The organism is Microbacterium sp. JB110, from assembly GCF_003335195.1.
Lineage (GTDB): Bacteria > Actinomycetota > Actinomycetes > Actinomycetales > Microbacteriaceae > Microbacterium.
This window is the reverse complement of record NZ_QPGM01000007.1, coordinates 105,192-125,653: the sequence shown is the minus strand read 5'-3', so window position 1 is coordinate 125,653 and position 20,462 is coordinate 105,192. Positions and strand designations below refer to the sequence as shown.

18 protein-coding genes are annotated in these 20,462 nt (G+C 69.6%); 10 read left to right on the top strand and 8 right to left on the bottom strand.

What is annotated here, in order from left to right:
• Positions 1-92: 92 nt before the first annotated feature.
• Genes CIK77_RS13040 through mtrA form a run of 3 tightly spaced genes read right to left on the bottom strand, consistent with a single transcriptional unit; the run spans position 93 to position 4,114 of the window.
• Positions 93-1,802, bottom strand: coding sequence for an LpqB family beta-propeller domain-containing protein (locus CIK77_RS13040; protein WP_087056520.1), 1,710 nt, complete (start codon positions 1,800-1,802; stop codon positions 93-95).
• A complete protein-coding gene (gene mtrB / locus CIK77_RS13035; RefSeq protein WP_249268739.1) occupies positions 1,799-3,424 on the bottom strand; it encodes an MtrAB system histidine kinase MtrB in 1,626 nt (541 codons plus the stop codon). Before mtrB ends, CIK77_RS13040 begins: the two co-directional genes overlap by 4 nt.
• A gap of 3 nt (positions 3,425-3,427) precedes the next feature.
• Positions 3,428-4,114 carry an MtrAB system response regulator MtrA gene (gene mtrA, locus CIK77_RS13030; protein WP_087056519.1) on the bottom strand — a complete coding sequence of 229 codons (687 nt, stop codon included), beginning with the start codon at positions 4,112-4,114 and terminating at the stop codon, positions 3,428-3,430.
• 173 nt (positions 4,115-4,287) lie between these two features.
• Here mtrA and CIK77_RS13025 point away from each other — a divergent pair, with 173 nt between their 5' ends.
• The 8 genes from CIK77_RS13025 to aqpZ all read left to right on the top strand — a co-directional run bounded on the left by CIK77_RS13025 (position 4,288) and on the right by aqpZ (position 12,906).
• On the top strand, positions 4,288-5,697 hold the full coding sequence (locus CIK77_RS13025; RefSeq protein WP_087056518.1) for a glycerophosphoryl diester phosphodiesterase membrane domain-containing protein: 1,410 nt from the start codon (positions 4,288-4,290) through the stop codon (positions 5,695-5,697).
• Positions 5,694-6,365, top strand: a complete 672-nt coding sequence (locus CIK77_RS13020) for a DUF4129 domain-containing protein (RefSeq protein ID WP_087056517.1) — start codon at positions 5,694-5,696, stop codon at positions 6,363-6,365. Before CIK77_RS13025 ends, CIK77_RS13020 begins: the two co-directional genes overlap by 4 nt.
• Complete coding sequence (locus tag CIK77_RS13015) at positions 6,362-7,576, top strand: DUF4350 domain-containing protein (RefSeq protein WP_249268738.1); 1,215 nt, start codon at positions 6,362-6,364, stop codon at positions 7,574-7,576. The genes CIK77_RS13020 and CIK77_RS13015 overlap by 4 nt, the downstream gene beginning before the upstream one ends.
• A 137-nt stretch (positions 7,577-7,713) precedes the next feature.
• The gene (locus CIK77_RS13010) at positions 7,714-8,685 is read left to right on the top strand and encodes an AAA family ATPase (RefSeq protein ID WP_087056627.1); all 972 of its coding nucleotides are present in this window, start codon (positions 7,714-7,716) and stop codon (positions 8,683-8,685) included.
• 10 nt (positions 8,686-8,695) lie between these two features.
• Positions 8,696-10,006 carry a DUF58 domain-containing protein gene (locus CIK77_RS13005; RefSeq protein WP_087056516.1) on the top strand — a complete coding sequence of 437 codons (1,311 nt, stop codon included), beginning with the start codon at positions 8,696-8,698 and terminating at the stop codon, positions 10,004-10,006.
• Positions 10,007-10,083: 77 nt separating this feature from the next.
• Entirely contained in the window at positions 10,084-10,527 is a 444-nt protein-coding gene (locus CIK77_RS13000) for a Fur family transcriptional regulator (RefSeq protein WP_087056515.1), read from the top strand.
• Complete coding sequence (locus CIK77_RS12995) at positions 10,520-11,968, top strand: catalase (RefSeq protein WP_087056514.1); 1,449 nt, start codon at positions 10,520-10,522, stop codon at positions 11,966-11,968. Before CIK77_RS13000 ends, CIK77_RS12995 begins: the two co-directional genes overlap by 8 nt.
• 185 nt (positions 11,969-12,153) lie before the next feature.
• The gene (aqpZ, locus tag CIK77_RS12990) at positions 12,154-12,906 is read left to right on the top strand and encodes an aquaporin Z (RefSeq protein WP_087056626.1); all 753 of its coding nucleotides are present in this window, start codon (positions 12,154-12,156) and stop codon (positions 12,904-12,906) included.
• A 73-nt stretch (positions 12,907-12,979) separates the two neighbouring features.
• On the opposite strand, the gene CIK77_RS12985 is transcribed toward aqpZ, so the two are convergent.
• A complete protein-coding gene (locus tag CIK77_RS12985) occupies positions 12,980-13,975 on the bottom strand; it encodes a stage II sporulation protein M (protein WP_087056513.1) in 996 nt (331 codons plus the stop codon).
• A 16-nt stretch (positions 13,976-13,991) separates the two neighbouring features.
• Here CIK77_RS12985 and CIK77_RS12980 point away from each other — a divergent pair, with 16 nt between their 5' ends.
• On the top strand, positions 13,992-14,828 hold the full coding sequence (locus CIK77_RS12980) for an RDD family protein (RefSeq protein ID WP_087056512.1): 837 nt from the start codon (positions 13,992-13,994) through the stop codon (positions 14,826-14,828).
• A gap of 8 nt (positions 14,829-14,836) precedes the next feature.
• On the opposite strand, the gene CIK77_RS12975 is transcribed toward CIK77_RS12980, so the two are convergent.
• Positions 14,837-15,040, bottom strand: a complete 204-nt coding sequence (locus CIK77_RS12975) for a DUF3499 family protein (protein ID WP_170934260.1) — start codon at positions 15,038-15,040, stop codon at positions 14,837-14,839.
• 63 nt (positions 15,041-15,103) lie between these two features.
• On the opposite strand from CIK77_RS12975, the gene CIK77_RS12970 reads away from it, so the two are divergent.
• The gene (locus CIK77_RS12970; RefSeq protein WP_170934259.1) at positions 15,104-15,532 is read left to right on the top strand and encodes a hypothetical protein; all 429 of its coding nucleotides are present in this window, start codon (positions 15,104-15,106) and stop codon (positions 15,530-15,532) included.
• A 13-nt stretch (positions 15,533-15,545) separates the two neighbouring features.
• On the opposite strand, the gene CIK77_RS12965 is transcribed toward CIK77_RS12970, so the two are convergent.
• The 3 genes from CIK77_RS12965 to CIK77_RS12955 all read right to left on the bottom strand — a co-directional run bounded on the left by CIK77_RS12965 (position 15,546) and on the right by CIK77_RS12955 (position 20,444).
• Positions 15,546-17,222 (bottom strand): DUF5719 family protein, encoded by a 1,677-nt coding sequence (locus CIK77_RS12965; RefSeq protein ID WP_087056509.1) that lies wholly within the window; start codon positions 17,220-17,222, stop codon positions 15,546-15,548.
• Positions 17,219-20,047: a hypothetical protein gene (locus tag CIK77_RS12960; protein WP_087056508.1), complete on the bottom strand. Its 2,829-nt coding sequence runs from the start codon at positions 20,045-20,047 to the stop codon at positions 17,219-17,221. Before CIK77_RS12960 ends, CIK77_RS12965 begins: the two co-directional genes overlap by 4 nt.
• A gap of 76 nt (positions 20,048-20,123) precedes the next feature.
• Complete coding sequence (locus tag CIK77_RS12955; protein ID WP_087056507.1) at positions 20,124-20,444, bottom strand: WhiB family transcriptional regulator; 321 nt, start codon at positions 20,442-20,444, stop codon at positions 20,124-20,126.
• Between the last annotated feature and the right edge of the window lie 18 nt (positions 20,445-20,462).

Sequence of the window (20,462 nt, the reverse complement as noted above, 5' to 3'; positions counted from 1 at the left end):
GCTGGCTGCCGAGATGCGCACTTTTCGTCCGAAACGACGACCAAAGCGGCGCATCTCGGCAAAAAGTGCGCATCTCGGCAGCGAGGATCGGGTCAGTCGCGCGGGGATCCGAGCTGGGTGCCGAGCACGTCGATACCGGTTGCGGCGGCCTGCCAGGTCGACCCGCGGCGCACGTACATGGTGCCGCCGTCGCTGAGCAGGCGCGCCACCGTCTGCTGCGACCCCGCCGAGATGCCCGTGGTGTCCGACTCGGCCGACATCCGCGTCGCGGGGCCGCCGATCTGCTGCTGGACGACCTCGATGCCGGCCGAATCCCGCGCGACGATGCCGATCGAACTGTCGTCGAGCCACGCCACGTCGATGCCCGCGCCATCGAGCGCGGTCACGCCCACGGGCTCCCCGAGTGCCGTCGGAGTTCCGTCCGTGTCCCTGATGACCGGGATGGCGACGGCCCATGTGCCTGACTCGGTCGAGATCAGCGCGGCCATCCTGGCCCCGTCAGGCGACACCTGCATCGCGAGCACCCGCTGGGCTCCGTCGAAGGCGTTGTCGATCGGCAGCGGCTGATAGTCCTGCGTGTACGCGACGAGCTCACCAGGCGCGTCCTCTGGAACACTCCACGGGAAGCCCTGCGGGTCGAGCGTCGGTTCGATCAGGTTGTCTCGCTGATCGAGTGGGGCGCCGCCGTCGGTGGTGCGGCGTGAGACCACACCGTCCTCGCCCTGCAGGATCAGGGCCGTGCGGTCGGACGACAGCGAGATCGAGGTGGCGTCGCCGATCTCGTCCGCGACGTTGCCGAAGCTCGAGAGGTCGTCGATCGATCCGCCCGCGTCGAGGAATCCGAAGCCTTCGTCGTACCCCGTATCGCCCAGTACGAGGGCGCGCGAATCGGGTCGAGTCGACGTCGGCACGTGCGCCTCGGCAGTGAGATCACCGCCTCCCGCGTGCAGCCGGACGCTCAGCACGCCGAAGCTCGCCAGGCTCGCTGCGATCTGCGCGCGCATCCGGCTCGTCTGCGCCCCCTCTGCCGAAGCCGCGTCCTGCGTGAGCGTGATGTCCGCGCCGGTCGAGCCGTCCACGACGACCCCGGCGGCCGCCAGCTGCGTGCCCCGAGGAAACGCCGTCTTGACGCCGCCTGCGACGTACGGGCTCGGGCCGCGGAGCAGTTCGGCGGCGATCCTGCTCTCACTCGTCTCGGCCGGATACCAGCGCACGTCAGGCACGAGGTAGCTCCAGGTCGGGTCGTAGTACTGCAGCGTGTAGTCGTGGTAGACATCGGGGAACACATCGCGATCGAGCACGATGCCTGCCGGTGCTCGCGAGATGCGCCACTCGCCGTCCTCCCGCTGCTCGAGCTCGAATGCCAGCTGGGTCTGCGTCGTGTCAGACACCCGGTAGACGCCGCGCTCGTCGACGGTGGCGACGGGTTCGACGCTGACCTCGACGATCCCCTCGTCCTCGAGCCGCGCCGCGTCGTACGCCCTGGCGCTCGGAACATCGATCGTCACGTGCGCATCCGGCTCCCAGTCGGCGGCGAACGCGGAGGTGAGGAATTCTCTGGCGGTCGTCCAGCCCTCCGCAGGGCTGGTCGCCGCCTCCACGAAGCCGCTGACGATCTGCTCCGGCGTCGCTCCGACGGCCGGGCCTCCCGGGTAGTACAGGAACGGTGCGTCGGCGACCTCGTCGGCCGGAACCCCGGGGTTGACGGGCCCGGACGTCGGCAGGCCGGCGCACGCGGCGAGCACGGCTGCACCCGCAGCGAGCACGGCGACTGCCCGGATCAGACGACCAGGTTTCGTCATGGGAGATCCTCCTCAGTCGCGTCGTCCGGTTCGAGCGGCACCGGTCCGGTGGACGCCAGCCGCTCCCCCGCGCCGCGCGGCAGTGTGAGCACGAAGTTCGTGCCGCTGCCTGGCCTCGACCACACCTCGAGCCTGCCGCCGTGCAGGACGGCGTCGCCCAGCGCGATCGACAGCCCGAGACCGCTTCCGCCGATCGATCGCTTGCGCGAGGGGTCGGCGCGCCAGAAGCGGTCGAACACGCGCTGGCTGTCCTCCTCCGTCATGCCGATGCCCTGATCGCGCACGCCGACGGCCACCGCGGTCTCATCACTGTCGACGGTGATCGTGATCGGCCTGCCATCGCCGTGCTCGATCGCGTTCCCGATGAGGTTGCGCAGCACGCGCCGCACACGACGGGGGTCCATGTCGACGGGTGTGTGACCGCCGGGCGCGACCACGTTCAGGTCGGTTCCGTGCTGCTCTGCGAGCTGTCGCATCGAGTCGACGACGTCCTCGGTGGTGGCCGCGAGCGCGATCGCCTCATGCTCGAGCTGCACGGAACCGGCGTCGTAGCGGCTGATCTCCAGCAGGTCGCCCAGCAGCTCTTCGAAGCGCGCGACCTGCGCGTACAGCAGCTCCGCCGCGCGCGCCATCGCCCCGTCGAGGTTCTCGCGCTGGTCGTTGATCATCTCCGCCGCCAGCCGGATGGTCGTCAGCGGCGTGCGCAGCTCGTGCGAGACATCCGAGACGAACCGCTGCTGCACGAGCGAGAGCTCCGCCAGCTCGCGGATCTGCTGCTCGATGCTGTCCGCCATCTGGTTGAACGATGCGCCGAGCGCGGCGAGCTCGTCCTCACCCTCCACGGGGATGCGCACCTGCAGGTCGCCGTCTGCGATGCGGCGGCTGGTCTCGGCCACCTCGATGATCGGATCCGCGATCGAGCGCAGCACCAGCCACGTGATCAGACCGACGATCGCGACGAGCAGGACGCCGGCGATCCACAGCGTGCGCTGCACGAAGCCGAGGGTCTCGTTCGAATCGACGAGGTCGTAGCCGAAGTAGATCGCGTATGCGCCGACACCCGGAAGGTTGAGCTGCTGGCCGACGATGATGCCGGGATTCACCGTGCCGTCCTCCGCACGCAGCTCGACCGACTGCCACCACTGCTGGTCGCTCGTGATCACGCGCTCGCTCAATCCATCGCTGACCAGCCCCAGCTCCGGCCGCAGATCGGCGGCGCCCCCGTCCGGCGGTGCAATCGTCGACGGTGTCTGGTCGACGCGCTGATACACGACACTCGACGTGCGCGACTGCTCGACGAGCACGTCGAAAGCGCGTTTGATGAGCCCGTCCGCCTCGGTGCGCTCCGTCGCGTCCTCCGCCTCGCTCAGCTCCTCCTGCGCCATCTGCACGGCGCGGGCCGCGTCCGACTGCACCTGAACGCTGCGGGATTCGAACAGGTCGCTCTGGATCTGCGCTGCCATCCACACGCACGCGATCATCACGGCGACGACAGTCGTGATGACCGCGATGAGGGTGGTCCGGAACCGCAGCGAGCCGCGCCACAGGCTCGAGACACGACGGACCGTTCGCAACGGGCCGCGGCCGCCCGATGGCGCAGGAACGGCCGACGTGGGAGGCACGAGCTAGGAGACGACGGCTCCGGCGCGGTAGCCGACGCCCCGCACCGTCGTCACGATCTTGGGGTCGTCAGGGTCGACCTCGACCTTGGCGCGCAGACGCTGCACGTGCACGTTCACGAGACGCGTGTCTGCCTTGTAGTGGTAGCCCCACACCTGTTCGAGCAGCATCTCGCGGGAGAACACCTGGTTCGGCTTCGACGCGAGCGCGACGAGCAGTTCGAACTCGAGCGGAGTGAGTGCGATGATCGATTCGTCGCGCTTGACCTCGTGGGCGGCGACGTCGATCGTGAGGTCGCCGACCCTCATCGTCTCCGCAGACTCGTTGTCCGTTCCTGTGCGCAGGCGCGTACGGATGCGCGCGACGAGCTCCTTGGGATTGAAGGGTTTGACGATGTAGTCGTCCGCGCCGGCTTCGAGCCCGTTGACCACGTCCGTGGTGTCGGTTCTGGCCGTGAGCATGATCACCGGAACCCCCGACTCCTGACGGATCTCCGTGCAGATCTGAATGCCGTCCTTTCCTGGCAGCATCAGATCGAGCAGCACGAGATCGGGTTTCTCCCGTCGCCAGCTCTCGACCGCCAGGGCGCCGTCGGAGCAGAAGGACGGTTCGAAGCCTTCTGTGCGCAGCACGATACCGATCATCTCGGCGAGCGCGGTGTCATCGTCAACGACCAAGATCCGGGCTGTCATCTGCCCAGATTATCCGAAGGCCGGTCACATCCGGATGAGGCGTGCCGACTTCGCCGATAGGCGGGTGCATACGGGCAGCTCTGCCCGGTGGTGCGGCGGCACGGGTGTCGTGCATCTGTGAAACGATGGTGCCGGGTGGCACTCGTCGAGCGCGCGCCCGCGAGGAGGAAGACATGACGAACGCGGCCTCATGGACGCCCGCACCGCGCGGTGGCCTGATTCCGCTGCATCCGCTCGGGTTCGGCACCGTGCTGGGCAAGTCGTTCGGAGCCCTGCGGGGGAACCCGAAGGTGCTGCTGGGCTTCGCCATCGGCCTGCAGATGGCCGCGGGTGTGATCCTCGCGACCGCCGTCGGCGCGATCTCCTTCTGGGCGTACTCCCGCCTCGACACCGTACCCGTGAGCTCCGCCGACTACCGCGAGCTCGAGGCGGGCGCCGCCGTGATCACCGGCGGCAGCGCCATCGTGGTCGGCCTGGTCGTCGGCGCGCTGGCCATCATCGTGCAGGCGGTCGTCGTCGGCGAGGTGTCGTACTCCGCCCTCGGCGAGAAGGCGACGTTCGGGCGCATCTGGGCCAGGGTGAAGGGCCGCATCTGGACTCTCGTCGGCTACACGCTGCTGATGTCTCTCGCGCTCATCGTCGTGGTCGCGATCGTCGCAGCCATGATCGCGTTGTTCACCTTGACCGGAGCGGGACCGGTGCTCGGTGTGGTCGCCCTGCTGCTCGGGATCCCAGGCGGCCTCGTCCTCTTCTACTGGCTCTACACGAAGCTCTACGTCGTCACACCGACGATCGTGCTCGAACGCGCCGGCGTATTCCGTGCGATCTCGCGATCGTGGACGCTCACGAAGGGGCGCTTCTGGCCGACCTTCGGCATCTACATCCTGCTGTCACTGATCCTCGGCACGGCAGGCTCCGTGGTCTCCTACCCTCTGATGTTCCTCGGCATGCTGCTCGGAACGGTCATCGCCCCCACCGGCGGGGCGGCGGGTGACGACGTGATGTTCATCTTCGCGTTCGGGCTCTCGATGGTCGGCTCGTTCCTCGTGCAGTGCGTGACAGCCGTCGTGGTGAGCACATCGTCGGCGCTGGTGTACCTCGATCTCCGGATGCGCCGAGAGGGCATCGATATGAAGATGCAGCGCTACGTCGAATCCCGCGACGCCGGCGGCACAGCGTTCGAGGATCCCTACGCCTACGATCCCGACGACACCGCCCCTCCCCGCGCGACGTTCGGCTACGGCTACCCCGCGCCCGGCTACCCGCAGCAGGGTGCGCCCGGCTACCAGCCGCAGGGCGCGCCGGGCTACGGCTACGCACCGCAGGGGGCAGTCGGCTACCAGCCGCATGGCGCGTACGCCGCTCCTGGGCAGCAGCCTCCGTACCAGGCACCGGGTTCCCCGCAGGCGCCAGGCGCGTACCAGGCACCCGGCGCGTACCAGGTGCCAGGCGCGCCGGCCGCGCCATACGGCGGCCCCCCGCAGCAGCACCCCTACCCGCCTCAGGCGCCGCCCGTTCCGCCCTACGCTCCGCCGAGCGGGCACGATGACAGCGGCGCACAGGGGGGCACACCGGCGCCGTGAGTCCACTCGCCCACGCTCTGACCGCGCTCCCCGATCTGCCTGGGCCGGATGACGCCCGCAGGCTCGCCGAACAGGAGCTGTCCCGACACGTGTACGAGGCGGCTCAGCCGAACCTCATCGACCGGATCGCCCTCGCGATCGCCGACTTCCTCTCCTCGCTCACGCTGCGCGGCGTCGGCGTCTCGTGGAGCCCGATCGTCGTCATCATCGTAATCGTGCTGCTCGCGGCACTGATCGCAGCCGGCCTCATCCTCTGGGGCAGGCCGAAGCTCGCGCACCGGCAGTCACAGCCGTCTGCGCTTCTCTTCGGCGAGGACGACCGCCGCTCGGCTGCCGAGCTTCGCGCCGACGCTGATTCCCACGCGGCCTCCGGCCGGTGGGAGCAGGCGATCGCCGACCGATTCCGTGCCCTCGCGCGCGCTCTCGACGAGCGCGACATCCTCGATCCGGTGCCCGGCGTCACGGCCATCGGTCTGGCCGATGTGGCCGCCGAGTTCTTCCCCGAACACGGCGACGCACTGCGGCGTGCGGCGGCCCGCTTCGACGACGTGAGGTACCTCCGCCGGCCAGGCACCGCCGAGACCTACGCAGAAGTCACCCGCGTGGACGACGAGGTGGCGCACACGACACCGGCCAAGCTGGCCTTCGCGTTCGGAGCGGCGTCGTGAGCAGCGATCTGAGCGAGGTCGCGATCGCGGCGGACGACACCGGCGCCGGCCAGGCCGCAGATGCACCTTCGCGCGGCAGAAGGCGGCGCGCGTGGGGGTGGGTCGCCCTCATCGTCGCAATCGTGGTCGTGGGGATCGGGATCGCTCTGATTCCCATCCAGCAGTGGCAGGAGAAGGACGCGCTCGATCCGGATCATCCTGGCCCCACCGGCGGTATGGCGCTGGCCGAGCTGCTGCGCGGACAGGGAGTCGACGTCGAGATCGTCCGCAACCGCGAAGACGCCATGGCCGCGTCGACCGACGGCACGCTCGTGATCAACGATACGAGCCTGCTCAGCGACGCCGACCTCTCCGAGCTGATCGGCTCCGCGCAGAGCGCCGTGCTGATCGACCCGAGTTCGCGGGACACACGCATCACCTTCGGCGACGGCGAGACCTCGCTCTACGCCGGCACCGCAGATGCCGCCGCCGAGCCTGCCTGCGACCTGCCGGCGGCGCAGCGGGCGGGCGGCGTGCAGCCGGGCCTGATCTGGCAGCAGGGCTCCGCAGACACGGCCTGCTACCCGGTCGGGTCGTCCTTCGGTCTGCTGTCAGGAGACACAGCAGGTGCGGAGGTCGTGCTCGTCGACGGAACCCGACTGTTCGACAACGAGCACCTCGCCCATGACGGCAACGCATCGCTCGGCATCGGTCTGCTCGGCACAGCAGACGAACTCGTCTGGTACGTGCCGAGCCCCGGCGACGTCGACGAGACGCTTGCTCCCCCGACGCTCGGCGACCTGACGCCGCTGTGGCTCTCGCCTGCGATCGTGCTGGCCGGCATCGCCGCCGTGGCCTGCGGCATCTGGCGCGGACGACGGTTCGGACCGCTGGTGGCGGAGACGCTCCCCGTCACCGTGCGCGGCAGCGAGACGCTCGAGGGCCGGGCCAGGCTCTACCAGCGCACAGGCGATGCGGCCCACGCCGCGGACCTCGTGCGCCGCGGTGCGATCGCCAGAATGGCGGTGCGACTCGGCCTGCACCTCGGTGCCGCACCGGAAGAGGTCGCGAATGCCGCCGCGGCGCGCATCGGTGCGAACCGTGCAGACGTGGCAGCGATCTTCGAACACCGACCGACGACCGACGCGGACCTCGCCGAGTTCGGCAACCGCATCAGAGACCTCGAGGCGGCCGTCGACGCCGCCGTCCGCACCGAAAGGAAGACGCTATGAGCGACATCCCGCCGCGCCCAGCCCCGCCAGGATACGAGCAGGCAGCTCCGCAGTACGGTCAGCCGCAGGCACCGCAGCAGCCGGGTGCGCCCCAGTACGCGCCGACGCCCGAGCAGTCGCAGCCCGCGGTCGCGAACATGCCCGCCGCGGCATCCGGGCCGGCGCAGAACGAATCGCAGCGGGCCATCGCCCGAGTGCGCGACGAGGTCGCCAAGGCCGTCGTCGGCCAGGACGGCGCCGTCACCGGTCTGCTGATCACGCTGCTCGCCCGCGGGCACGCGCTGCTGGAGGGCGTGCCAGGCGTCGCGAAGACGCTGATGGTGCGCGCGTTCAGCCGCGCTCTCGGCCTCGACACCAAGCGCGTGCAGTTCACGCCCGACCTGATGCCCGGCGACGTGTCGGGCTCGCTGATCTACGACGCGCGCTCCGGCGAGTTCGAGTTCCGCGAGGGACCGGTGTTCACGAACGTGCTGCTCGCCGACGAGATCAACCGCACGCCCCCGAAGACGCAGTCGGCGCTGCTCGAGGCGATGGAGGAGCGCCAGGTGTCGGCGGACGGCGTCACACGCGCACTGCCCGACCCGTTCATCGTCTGCGCGACGCAGAACCCGATCGAGCACGAGGGCACGTACACGCTCCCCGAAGCCCAGCTCGATCGTTTCCTGCTCAAGCTGGTCATCGATCTGCCTGAGCGCGACGCCGAGGTCACCGTGCTGCGCCGTCACGCCGACGGGTTCCGCCCGCGCGAGCTCGACGGGGTCGAGGCGGTCGTCACGGCCGACGAGATCCTTCGTGCGCAGCGGGCAGCCGCCGCCGTCACCGTCACCGATGACGTGCTCGCCTATGTCGTGGATCTCGCGCGGGCGACGAGGCAGAGCCCGTCCGTTCAGGTCGGCGCCAGCCCTCGCGCCTCGACCGGTCTGCTCGCGGCGGCGAAGGCATGGGCATGGCTGAGCGGCTACCCCGCCGTGACGCCCGATCACGTGCAGGCGATGATCGTGCCGGTGTGGCGCCACCGCATCCAGCTGCGCCCCGATGCGGAGATCGAGGGGGTCTCGGTCGACGCCGTGCTCAACTCGGTGCTGCAGCAGACCCGCGTCCCGATCTGAGGTCGCGCTCGTGTTCCTCACCGGACGCTCGTCGATCGTCGTCGCCGTCGGCATCATCCCCGTCGTGCTGCTCAGCGCGGTCGGCGCTGACCCGTGGCTCGTAGCGTGGCTCTGGGTCGCGCTGTGCGTCGTGCTCGCGTGGATCGACGTGCTGGCGGCAGCCGATCCCCGTGGTCTGATCGTCTCCCGCGACGTGCCGCAGCGTGCCAAGCTCTCCGACCCCGTCCGCACGCGCATCCGGTTCGGCAATCCCACCAACAGGCGCATCAGCGGGCGCGTGCGCGACGCGTGGCAGCCGACAGCGGGTGCACAGGGCGACCGCATGGCGATCGACGTTCCCGCAGGCGAGTCCCGCACTGTCGCTGTCTCCCTGCTGCCCCGCCGTCGCGGCGAGCTGCGCAGCGAGTTCGTCGTGGTGCGCGCGGCCGGTCCGCTCGGCATCGCGGGGAAGCAGCGGTCCATCGCGGCGCCGGGCGCCATCAGGGTGCTTCCTCCGTTCCATGCGCGCAGGCACCTCGCCAGCCGCGTCGCCAGACTGAAGGAGCTCGACGGGAACACGAGCATCCAGGTCAGGGGTCAGGGTACGGAGTTCGACTCGCTGCGCGAGTACGTGCGCGGCGACGACGTCCGTTCGATCGACTGGCGGGCGACGGCACGGGCGGGCACCACGATGCTGCGCACCTGGCGGCCCGAGCGCGACAGGCACGTCGTGATCGTGATCGACTCAGGCAGGACGGCCGCGACGCGTGTGGGTGACGGCACCCGACTGGACGCGGCGTTCGAGTCAGCACTGCTCCTGTCCGCGCTCGCGAACCGCGCCGGCGACCACGTGCACCTCGTCGCATTCGATCGTGCCGTGCGCGCGCGGGTGACGGGCGTCGACGGCCCCGGCCTGCTTCCCGCGCTCGTCGACGCGCTCGCGCCCGTGGAGGCACAGCTGATCGACACCGACTGGGACGCCGCCTTCGCTCAAGCCAGGTCTCTGTACGCGAATCCGTCTCTGCTCGTCGTGCTCACGGCGCAGGAGGCCCCGGATGCCGCACGCGGCTTCCTAGGGACGCTCGGGACCATGGTGAGGGCGGGCACTGTCGTGCTGGTCGGCACCGCGACCGACACAGGGCTCGACGACCTGGCGCTCGGCACGGGCACCAGCGACGAGATGTATCGCGCAGCTGCCGCGGAAGCCGCACTGGCCTCGGCGGCACAGGTCGCGAACGGCGTGCAGCGATCGGACGCCGACGCCATCGCCGACACCCCAGACGATCTCCCGCCGCGCATCGCCGACCGCTACCTCTCACTGAAGAAGGCCGGCAGACTCTAGGTCAGCGACACGCCACTCATCTTTCACGTGCCGTTCGTTTTTACGAACGGCTCAGAAAAAGATAGAATGACGACACGATGACGACCACGGCACCTTCCTCGGAACAGACGGACGCGCTCCGACGCGCCGGTCTTCGCGTGACAGCCCAGCGCGTCGCCGTTCTGGAGAGCATGGCCGCCCACCCGCACGCCGCAGTCGACGTGCTGCATGCCGACGTGCTCGGCCGCATTCCAGGCATCGCCCTGCAGACCGTGCACGGTGTGGTCAACGACCTCACCGCGGCGGGGATCGCACAACGGGTGAGCCTGCCAGGAGCTGCGAGTGCGCTGTACGAGATCGCGGCGCAGGACAATCACCACCACATGCAGTGCGTGGTGTGCGGCCGGGTCGAAGACGTCGCGTGCGTCGTCGGCGATGCCCCGTGTCTTCATCCGTCGCACGATCACGGCATGCGCGTCCTCGAGGCGAGCGTGACGTTCCGTGCCATCTGTCCAGAATGTGAAAGGAACGGCAATGGCTGACATCTCCTACACCACGACGCAGACCGGTACTCCGGTGACGAGCGACGAGTACTCGCTCACCACCGGCACCGACGGCGTCACCGCGCTGCACGACCGCTACCTGGTCGAGAAGCTGGCGTCGTTCAACCGCGAGCGGGTGCCTGAGCGCAACCCGCACGCCAAGGGCGGCGGCGCTTTCGGAACCTTCACCGTCACCGAGGACGTCTCGCAGTACACCAGAGCGAAGGTCTTCCAGCCGGGGTCCGAGGCCGAGGTCGTGCTGCGCTTCTCGTCGGTCGCCGGCGAGCAGGGCTCCCCCGACACCTGGCGCGACGTGCGCGGCTACGCGCTGCGCTTCTACACCGAAGAGGGAAACCTCGACGTCGTCGGCAACAACACCCCGATCTTCTTCCTCCGCGACGCGATGAAGTTCCCCGACTTCATCCACTCGCAGAAGCGCCTCGGTTCCTCCGCTCTGCGCAACGCCGACATGCAGTGGGACTTCTGGACGCTCTCGCCCGAGTCAGCGCATCAGGTCACCTACCTGATGGGCGACCGCGGTCTGTCCAAGTCGTGGCGCCATGTCAACGGCTACGGCTCGCACACCTACCAGTGGATCAACGCCGCAGGCGAGCGCTTCTGGGTGCAGTACCACTTCGTCTCGAAGCAGGGCGTCGAGCGGATGGACGCAGCAGATGCCGAGCGCATCGCCGGCGAGGACGCCGACTACTACCGCCGTGACCTCTACGAGGCCATCGACCGCGGAGAGTTCCCCGGGTGGGACGTCTACGTGCAGGTGATGCCGTACGACGACGCGAAGACCTACCGCTTCAACCCGTTCGACATGACGAAGGTGTGGCCCTTCGAGGACTACCCGCGCATCAAGGTCGGTGAGTTCACGCTGAACCGCAATCCGCAGAACTTCTTCGCCGAGATCGAGCAGGCTGCGTTCTCGCCGGGCAACCAGGTGCCTGGCACCGGCATCTCGCCCGACAAGATGCTGATGGCTCGGGCGTTCGCGTACGCCGATGCGCAGCGCTACCGCATCGGCCCGAACTACAACCAGCTGCCGGTCAACCAGGCGCACGCAGCACCGACCTTCACCTACATGCACGAGGGTCCGATGCAGTACCGCGCCAACCCGGCGGGCACCCCGGTGTATGCGCCGAACTCGTTCGGCTTCCCGCACGCGGAGCCGGAGCGTGCCGTGGAGGCGAGCTGGGAGTCCGACGGCGAGCTCGTGCGTTCGGCGTACACGCTGCACAGCGAGGACGACGACTTCGGCCAGGCCCGCACGCTCTACAACGACGTGTTCGACGCCGATACGAAGGACCGTTTCCACGAGACGCTCGCCGGTCAGTACTCCGGCCTCACGATCGACGCCGTCAAGGAGCGCTTCTTCTGGTACTGGGGCCAGGTCGACGAGAAGATCGTCGCCGGAATCCGGGCGAAACTGGGCTGATCTGCGTCAGGTCGTCCGATCCGGATGCACGGAATCCGACGATTCGACATAACGATCCCGAAGCGGGGTGGGCGGGTTGCACCGCCTGCCCCGCTTTTTTCTGCCACTATGCGGATGATACGTGCGTGTCACGATCATCCGCGATCCCGATGCGAGACCGCGGACTCCACATCGAAGGGGGCACCATGTCCGAGTCAGAAACCGCTGTCGTTCCGACGACGACCGCCAAACTCACCGCAGAGGCGTTCGGCACCTTCTTGCTCGTCCTCGGCGGTGTGGGAACCGCGGTGTTCGCGTCGAACACCTTCGTCGACGGCGGAACCACCGGCACCGTCTACACGGCCGTCGCGCTTGCGTTCGGCCTCTCCGTCGTCGTCGGCGCATACGCGTTCGGCCCGATCTCCGGCGGGCACTTCAACCCGGCCGTGACGCTCGGGCTCGCCGCTGCCGGCCGCACGCCGTGGAGGGACGTCGGCGGCTACATCGCCGCGCAGATCGTCGGCGGCGCCATCGCCTCGACGATCATCTTCCTGGTCGCTCTGTTCGGCCCTGACGGCTGGCTGCAGACCGCGCAGGACGGCGGCTTCGCGAGCAACGGCTGGGGCGAGCACTCCCCAGGCGGATTCGGCATGTCGGCCGCGATCATCATCGAGATCGTACTGACCGGCCTGTTCGTCGTGGTGATCCTCGGCGTCACGCACGCCAAGCGCGGCACAGCGTTCGCCGGCCTCGCCATCGGTCTCTCGCTGACCCTCATCCACCTCATCTCGATCCCGGTCGACAACACGTCGGTGAACCCGGCGCGTTCGATCGCCTCGGCGATCTACGGCGGACCGGAGGCGCTGGTTCAGCTGTGGGTGTTCCTCGTCTTCCCCATCGTCGGCGCCCTGATCGCCGGCGTCTCCTACCGCGCGCTCTTCGACACCGAGAAGAAGTAGCGATTCCAGCCGAACGGCCCCGCACACCGAACCGAGGTGTGCGGGGCCGTTCGGCTGGCGCTGCGCGAGCGAGTCAACCGGCGACGAGCCGAGGCGTGCCCGCCTCGTACTCCGTGAGGTCGCCCGATTCGCCGGATGCCGCCGCACGGCGCCCCAGCACCAGCATGTAGACGAGGAACGCCGCGAGCGCGAGCGTGCCGATGCCGATCTTGATCGCCCACGGCCACTCCTGGCGCGTCACCCATCCCTCGACGACGCCGGAAAGCGCGAGCGAGAGCACCAGCCCGATCGCGACGGTCGCCAGCGCCCTGCCCTGCGATGCGAGCGCGTCCATCCGGCTCCTGTGCCCCGGCACGACCCACGCCCAGAACATGTGCAGCCCTGCGGCGCAGGCGACGAAGATGCTGGTCATCTCGAGCTGCCCGTGGGGAAGGATGTAGAGGACGAAGTCTGCTCCCCTGTCGTACTCGAACATGATCGCGGCCGACGTGCCGAGGCCCACCGCGTTCTGCACGAACACGTAGAGCGGCCATATGCCCGTGATGCCGAAGATCACGCTCTGCACGGCGATCCAGGCGTTGTTGGTCCACACCATCGCACCGAACATCGCGCCGCTGTGCTCGCTGTAGTAGGCGACGAAGTCCTCCTCCGCGTACTGCTCGAGCTGGTACTCCGAGCCCAGCGTCGCCACCAGTGCCGGATCGGAGACGATCCAGGCGCTGGTGAGCCACACGATGCCGATGCAGGCGAGCGTGAGGGCGAGCGTCGTCCACCGCAGCTGGTAGAGGGCTGCCGGAAGCTGATTGATGAAGAACCGCGGGATCTGGCGGAGCACATTGTCCGGCGTGCCGGTCAGCCGCAGTCGGGCGCGAGAGAGCATCGTCGAGACGTGGTCGCCCTGCGGCGTTCGCCCTGCCGACGTCTTGATGTCGGCGAGGTCCGCCGATGCCGACTGGTAGCGGGCGACGAACTCGTCGACACTCGGCCCGTCGAGATCGCGCGATCGCGAGAGGTCATCCAGCCGCTTCCACTCGTCACGGCGAGCGGCGCTGAGCGCATCGAGGTCCACCTGATTAACTGTATCCATGTCGACGCCCCATGGACACGCCCCGCGCCCGAACGGCGCGGGAACACGGCCGCAGATCCACGAGGACGAGGTGCTCACCGGCGAGGCTGTCGCCCTCGACGTGCAGCCGATCGGGCTCGTCCTGCGCGCGGCGGGGTCGCTCATCGACCTCGTCACGTACGCCGTGCTGTACATCGGGTTCATCTGGGCGGCCAACGAGCTGCTGCGCGTCGGGGTCATCCCCGGCCCGGCCGTCAGGATCGCCTCGATCGTGCTGCTGGTGGTCGTGTTCGTCTGCATCCCGGTCACGGTGGAGACGGCGACGAAGGGTCGCAGTCTCGGCAAGCTCGCGGTCGGTGCCAGGATCGTGCGCAGCGACGGCGGATCGATCGGGTTCCGCCACGCTTTCATCCGCGGCATCCTCGGCGTACTCGAGATCGTGATGACCGCCGGTTCCGCCGCCGTGATCGTCGGGATGTTCACGCCCCGCGCACAGCGGCTCGGCGACCTCGCGGCCGGCACGTACGCCGAACGCACCCGCACTCCGAAGCTGCCAGATGTGGTGCCGTTGCTCCCGCCGGGCATGGAGGGCTGGGCATCCGTCGCCGACGTCGCGCGGGTCCCGGATCGTGTCGGACGCCGGATGAATCAGTTCGTCTCAGGGGCGGCCGCCATGTTCCCGCCGGCGCGGGCGCGCGTCGCAGCGGAGCTGACCGGCGAGCTCGCGCCTTTCGTCTCCCCTATGCCGGCCGGCGACCCGGAGAGCGTCGTGCGTGCCATCGCGGCGGTGCGGCGCGAGCGGGAGCTGCGAGCCCTCTCACTCGAGACGGAACGGGTCGCTCAACTCACGCGCTGAGGCTGCCGTCACAGCGACGGAGTCGAGTGGCGCAGCACCGTCCAGCCCGTGGGAACGCTCATGCGCTCCGTGTGGATCGCGCAGAGGTCGTGTGCGTGCGGGTCGTTTCCTGCGCCGAGCGGACCGATCGCAGCCATCTGGCCCTCGTAGTCGAAGGTCAGCGTCGACACCGCCTCGCGCGTGCATGCCACTTTCGAGCAGATTCTCTCCATCGAGTGCCACCATACGGCCCAGGTCCGCCGCGCATGCCGCCCCACGCCGGGTAGCCTTGAGGCATGGTGACTTGGGGGCGGTTCTCTCGCCCTGCGCCCCGAGCGCGGGCGGCACGGCACGGACGGCACGGACGCGTCTGGCGCAGCCCCGTCGTGCGTCCTCCTCTGCCGCCGATCGACACGCGATACGAGCGGTTCGACGTCGTTCTCGGCTCAACGGTGGAGTACCTCAGGGGCGCGTGGCCCGAACTGCGCGACGTGCACTTCGAGATCGGCAGGATCCCGCCTGAGACCGGTCAGGACGGCGTCCCGCGCTGGAGCATCGACCGCTCGCAGAACCGCGTCGTGCTCTACCGCACGCCCATCGAGCGCTTCGAGCGCCTCGACCGCGTCGATGCGTTCCAACGCAGGCTGATCATCGAGGGCATCATCTTCAGGGCCGTCGGTGAGTACCTCGGCCGTGATCCGTGGGATCTCGGCCCCGCTCTCTGACGCTGCGGGCGGATCAGGGGAAGACGGTCACGTCGTCCATGGCGGCCGGGTCGGGCCAGACCGGCAGCGCGGCGAGCGAGCCGCCGTCCCGATACGCGACGACGGCGTGCACGGGCCCTCCGTCCGAGGCGAGGGTGTACGCCTCGTCCGCGTCGAGCGTCACGTACGCGCTGTCTCCCGCCGCGAGTCTGATCTCCTCATCGACGTCTCCGCCGACGATGGTCACCGTCGCGGCCTCGTCCGCATCGCCCACCAAATATGCCCGTGCGAGCGGGCCGTCCGGAACCGCGACGGTCACGGGATCGGAGACTGCGGGCGATGGGGTCTGCCATGCGAAATCCTCATCGCCGTTCGGGCCCGTCGTCTGCCACACCGCCGAGACAAGAGGACCGACGTCTCCCGACACCGTGACGGTGTAGCGCCCCGGCTCGAGATCGTCGAGAGCGGCCTGCACAGGCACATCCGCCTGAACCTCGAGCGAAAGCGTTGAGGAGGGCCTGCTCTCGCCCTGAGCCGTGATCGTCACGGTCGCCTCACCGTCCTCCCGCGCGAGCAGGCGAACGGACGCTGGCGTCTCGTCAGCGTCGACCGCGTCTTCGGCGATCGCGACACCGGGGAACACCTGGCTCTCGCCGGCGGTGACGGCGTCCTGCGCGTCCACTCCGACCGGATCGAGCGTGCTCACCCTCGTCGACTGCAGCGCCGCGCGAACGGGTGCGCCCTCCGCCGTCACCCGCACGACGGGCCCCTCCTCACCGCCGGCGATACCGGCGAGCGGCAGCACCACCTGAGACATCGCGGGGATCGCAATCGGTTCTCCGGCTGGTTGTGCCTCCCCCTGCGTGCCGAACACCGTCAGCTGAACGGTCGCGTTCACCCCGCCGGGGTTCGCGATCAGCAGCACATCGGTGTCTCCGACGGCCGTGCTGCCGCCGACGATCCATGACTCCATGGCCGCGGTCCGACAGGAGGCCGCCATGAACCCCGACATGTCGTCGGCTCTGATCTCGGTCGAGGTCGCGACGGAGAGCGACTCTGCTTCGCCGCCTGTCGGTTCCAGCTCGTACCGCTGCGCATCCGCGTCGCCCGAGACGCCGTCGGCTGCGAGGTCCTCGACTGTCGGCTCCCCCTCGCCCGATGTGCCGACGGTGGCGCCGACCTGCTGGGCGACGGCGATCTCGTCAGCGGCGGTTGCGTCCCGCCCCACAGCGAGCAGAGGGCCGTTGCACGAGGCGACGGCTGGTGCCGCGTTCGGCGAGACGACGATCGATGCCGACTCGCCGCCGAACGTCGGCCATTCGACGCTCGTCGCGCCGACGACTGCTGCCGCGGCGACGAGCGACAGTGCCGCCCCCGCAGCGGCCCTGACCCGATTCATCCGTCGCCGCCGGCGAGCCGTGCTGTTCACGGGTCCCGTGGCCGCCGGTTCCGGGGCGTGCGGGTCCTCTGCGTCCGGGACCTCATCCGATTCCCCGTCGCCTTCAGCGCCCGGGGCCTGTTCGTCACTCTGGTCGATCTCGGTCACGTCGTCCGGACCGCCGTCAGCGGCCTCGGGTTCCGTTGCCGCCCGATCAGTGTCCGGTTCTCCTGGCGTTCCGCCCTCTTCACCGGAGTCCGGCACGGATGCCGCCTCTGTCGGCTCCGCGTCTTCGGCGGAGCCGGCGTTCTCGTCGTTGCGATCGACAGTCATCGCTTCTCCTCGTATCCGCGCCCGAGCACTGTGGGCATACCGCGCGCGGCGCGCCGGCTGGCGCCCGTCGGCACGGAGAGCAGAATCGCCGCCAGCAGGATGGCCGCCTGCGCGGTCAGCACGCCTCCTGCCGTGGCGCGTTCGGCCGTGGTGAGGCCCTGGCGCGCTTCCGGGTCGGCGTCGAGACGCCAGAGCATGCCGCGCGCGGTCTGTCCGACCCGCGCGAAGCCGTCGCGCTGATCGATCGCCGTCACGGCCTCGAGGCTGGTGCTGCGAGCGGCATCGCTGAGATCACCGCCGTCCGCGAGCAGCACGAATCGCAGTCCGAATTCGCCGAGCTGGGCCGCCGCATCGGCGCTCGTGCCTGAGACGAGGTCGCCGGTAAGCTCCGCGATGCGGCGATCGTCGTCGGAGATCACGACGTCGGTCGCCTCGAGCGTCGACTGTCCGCCGAGCGTCTCGCTCTCGCCCCACACGACGCGCGCCGCGACGGAGCCGTCATCGCGCGCCGCGATGATGAGGGTGCCCACGTCGGCGTCTCCTGCTGCCTCTGCACCGACATACGCAGGCAGGGTCGATGTCGGTCCGTTGGTGAGCGCCGCGTCGTCGCGGGCGACGGCCGTGAGGCCGGGAACGGCGAGCACCGCGACGCAGGCGACTGCGACGAAGCCCGCCAGCACGCGCACGGGGCCGGGCAGCGGCGCGACGTCGAGGGTCACGGCGGCGGCAAGACAGGCTCCCAGCCATGCCAGGCTGAGCGCGGTTCCCGGCCACAGCGCCACGGGATCTCCCGAGGAGAAGGCGACCTGCACACCGACCGCGCCGATCGCGCCCGCCAGCCCCAGCACTGTGAGCAGCACGAGGCCGGAGCCGAGGCGCCAACGGGCCGTCGCAGGCGCCGCCAGCGCGAGCAGCGCCAGCGGTGCGGCGAACAGGGCGATGACCCAGACGAGAGTCTCCTGCGCGACGGGGAAGTCGGGGCCGAGGAAGCTCAGCCACCCCGCCGGATCCGCGGTCGGGAAACCGGCAGCGAGCAGCCAGTCGCGCGCAGCGCCGTGCCCCGCCGCTGTCGTCCCGGGGTCGGCGAACGCCGCGAACGGCGTCCCCCTGCCCAGCTGTGCCGCGACGATCGGTGCGAACCACACGGCGGCGGGCACGACCAGCCAGATCACTCGGGCGATGCCGGCGCGAGCCCTCATCACGATCGTGAGGAGCACCAGAACGACCCAGGCGACGGCGATCGCCGGCGCGAGCGACGGCGCAGCCGCGAGCACGCCGAGCAGGAGCAGCGAGGCGGCGCCCGATGCCCCCCATGAGCGGTGCGCGACGGCCGCTGTGAAGAACGCCCACGGCAGCAGCAGATGCGTCAGCACAGCGGCGGGAAGCCCCGCTGTGAGCGCGGCGAGCAGCGTGGGTGCGAGCGCATAGGCGATGCCGACGAACACGCGTACGCCGGCGCGATCTGAGACCCGGGTGGCGGCGAACCAGCCGCCGAGCACGGCCAGCGGAATCGCGAGGATCCACAGCACGATCATCATGAACGAGGGAGCGACCGGCCAGATCGATCCGATCAGCGCCACCAGCGCTGAGAACGGATCCGCCGCGGTCACTTCGTCCAGGCCCAGCGGTCTCTGCCCGTACAGCGCCCCGCGCCACAGGCCGCCGACGGTGTCGCTCAACGGCAGCAGCGCCCCGCCGCCCAGCGCGGGCCATGCGAGCAGCGAGAAGAACCCTCCGACGCTCACGGCGAGACCGCCGAGCACGGCCCACGCTCCTCCGCCGGAGAAGAACCCGAGATCGCGCTCCCGCACGGGATCGACGTGTCCGTCGTCGTAGCGCTCGCGCAGCTGCGCCGCGCTGGCGCGAAGCGGATCGACCTGGGACCACCCGCCAGAACGGAACCGTCGGATCCGCCCGCGCGACCGCGCGATGCTCGCGAAGCGCACGAGCACGGTGAATGCTGCCGCCCACTCCACGAGCACACGTCGCGGGCGCTTCGCCACGAGGTCGACCATGGTGCGCCACAGTGCGAGGGGAAGCAGCAGGAGCCAGTGAAGCGGCACTGCGAGCGCCGGTGCGTATGCGAGCCTGCGGTGCAGCTGTGCCGTCCGCACGGCGTAGGCGCGTCTGAGCGCACCGCGCGGCAGATCGCCCTCGCCGCCGACGGTCACAGCGATTCGTGCTGCGGGAGCGAGAGCGACGCGGCCGCCGGCCAGGCGCGCCCGCACACCGAGGTCGAGCCCCTCGTCGGCACCACCCAGCGCAGCGTCGATGACGAGGGCCTGACGCTGGTCGGCGCGGATCAGCAGGCCTCGGATGTCTGCGCCGAGCACGTCATCATCTGTATCGTGCTGGCCCTGATCCATCTCGCCGTTCGCGAGCGGCACCATCCTGCCGAAACGGGTCATGCTGACACCGAGCGAGACGATCCGCGACGGGTCGCCTGCGTCGACGAGCTTCGGTGCGGCGATCGCGACGGACGGACCCCGTTCGAGCGCGCCGGCGAGCGCCGCGACGGCGCCCGGCTCAGGCTCCGTGCCCTGGCTCAGCAGCCAGATCGACCGCTCGGCGGGAACCTTCTCCTCGGCGAGCGACACTGCTGCGGCGAAGCTCGTGCTGTCTGGAGCCTTGATGATGTTCGTCGCACCGCCGATGCGCGCGATCTCCTCGAGGTCCTGGATCTTCCCACAGGCGACGACCGTCACTGCGTCGAGGGTGCGGGACTGGGCGCGTGTCGCCTCGAGCGTGCGGCGGAGCTGATCCGCGGCCGTGGCAGAGGATCCGGTCGCGCGAGCGACGACGATGGCGTGAAGAAGAGCCGACATGACGTCGTCAGCCTAAGCATGCAGGCGCCGGATGCTCAGGTGCACGCGCCGGGCGGCGCGCTCGCCGAGCGGATTCTCAGCTGGCGCGGCGCTTCAGCTTGCGTCGCTCCCGCTCGGACAGGCCTCCCCAGATGCCGAACCGCTCATCGTTCTGCAGCGCGTACTCGAGGCAGTGCTGGCGCACCTCGCACGACGTGCAGACGCGCTTGGCATCGCGAGTCGAGCCGCCCTTCTCCGGGAAGAACGCCTCGGGGTCGGTCTGAGAGCACAGAGCGTCCGTCTGCCAGGCGAGGGCTCCGTCGTCGTCGGGAGCCGGTTCACGAACCCCGGGAACGCCGAGATCGACCGGATCGACGAACCAGTCCTCCGGAACTTCGGATCGGTACGAACCTGTCATAGCGCCTCCCCCTCATAT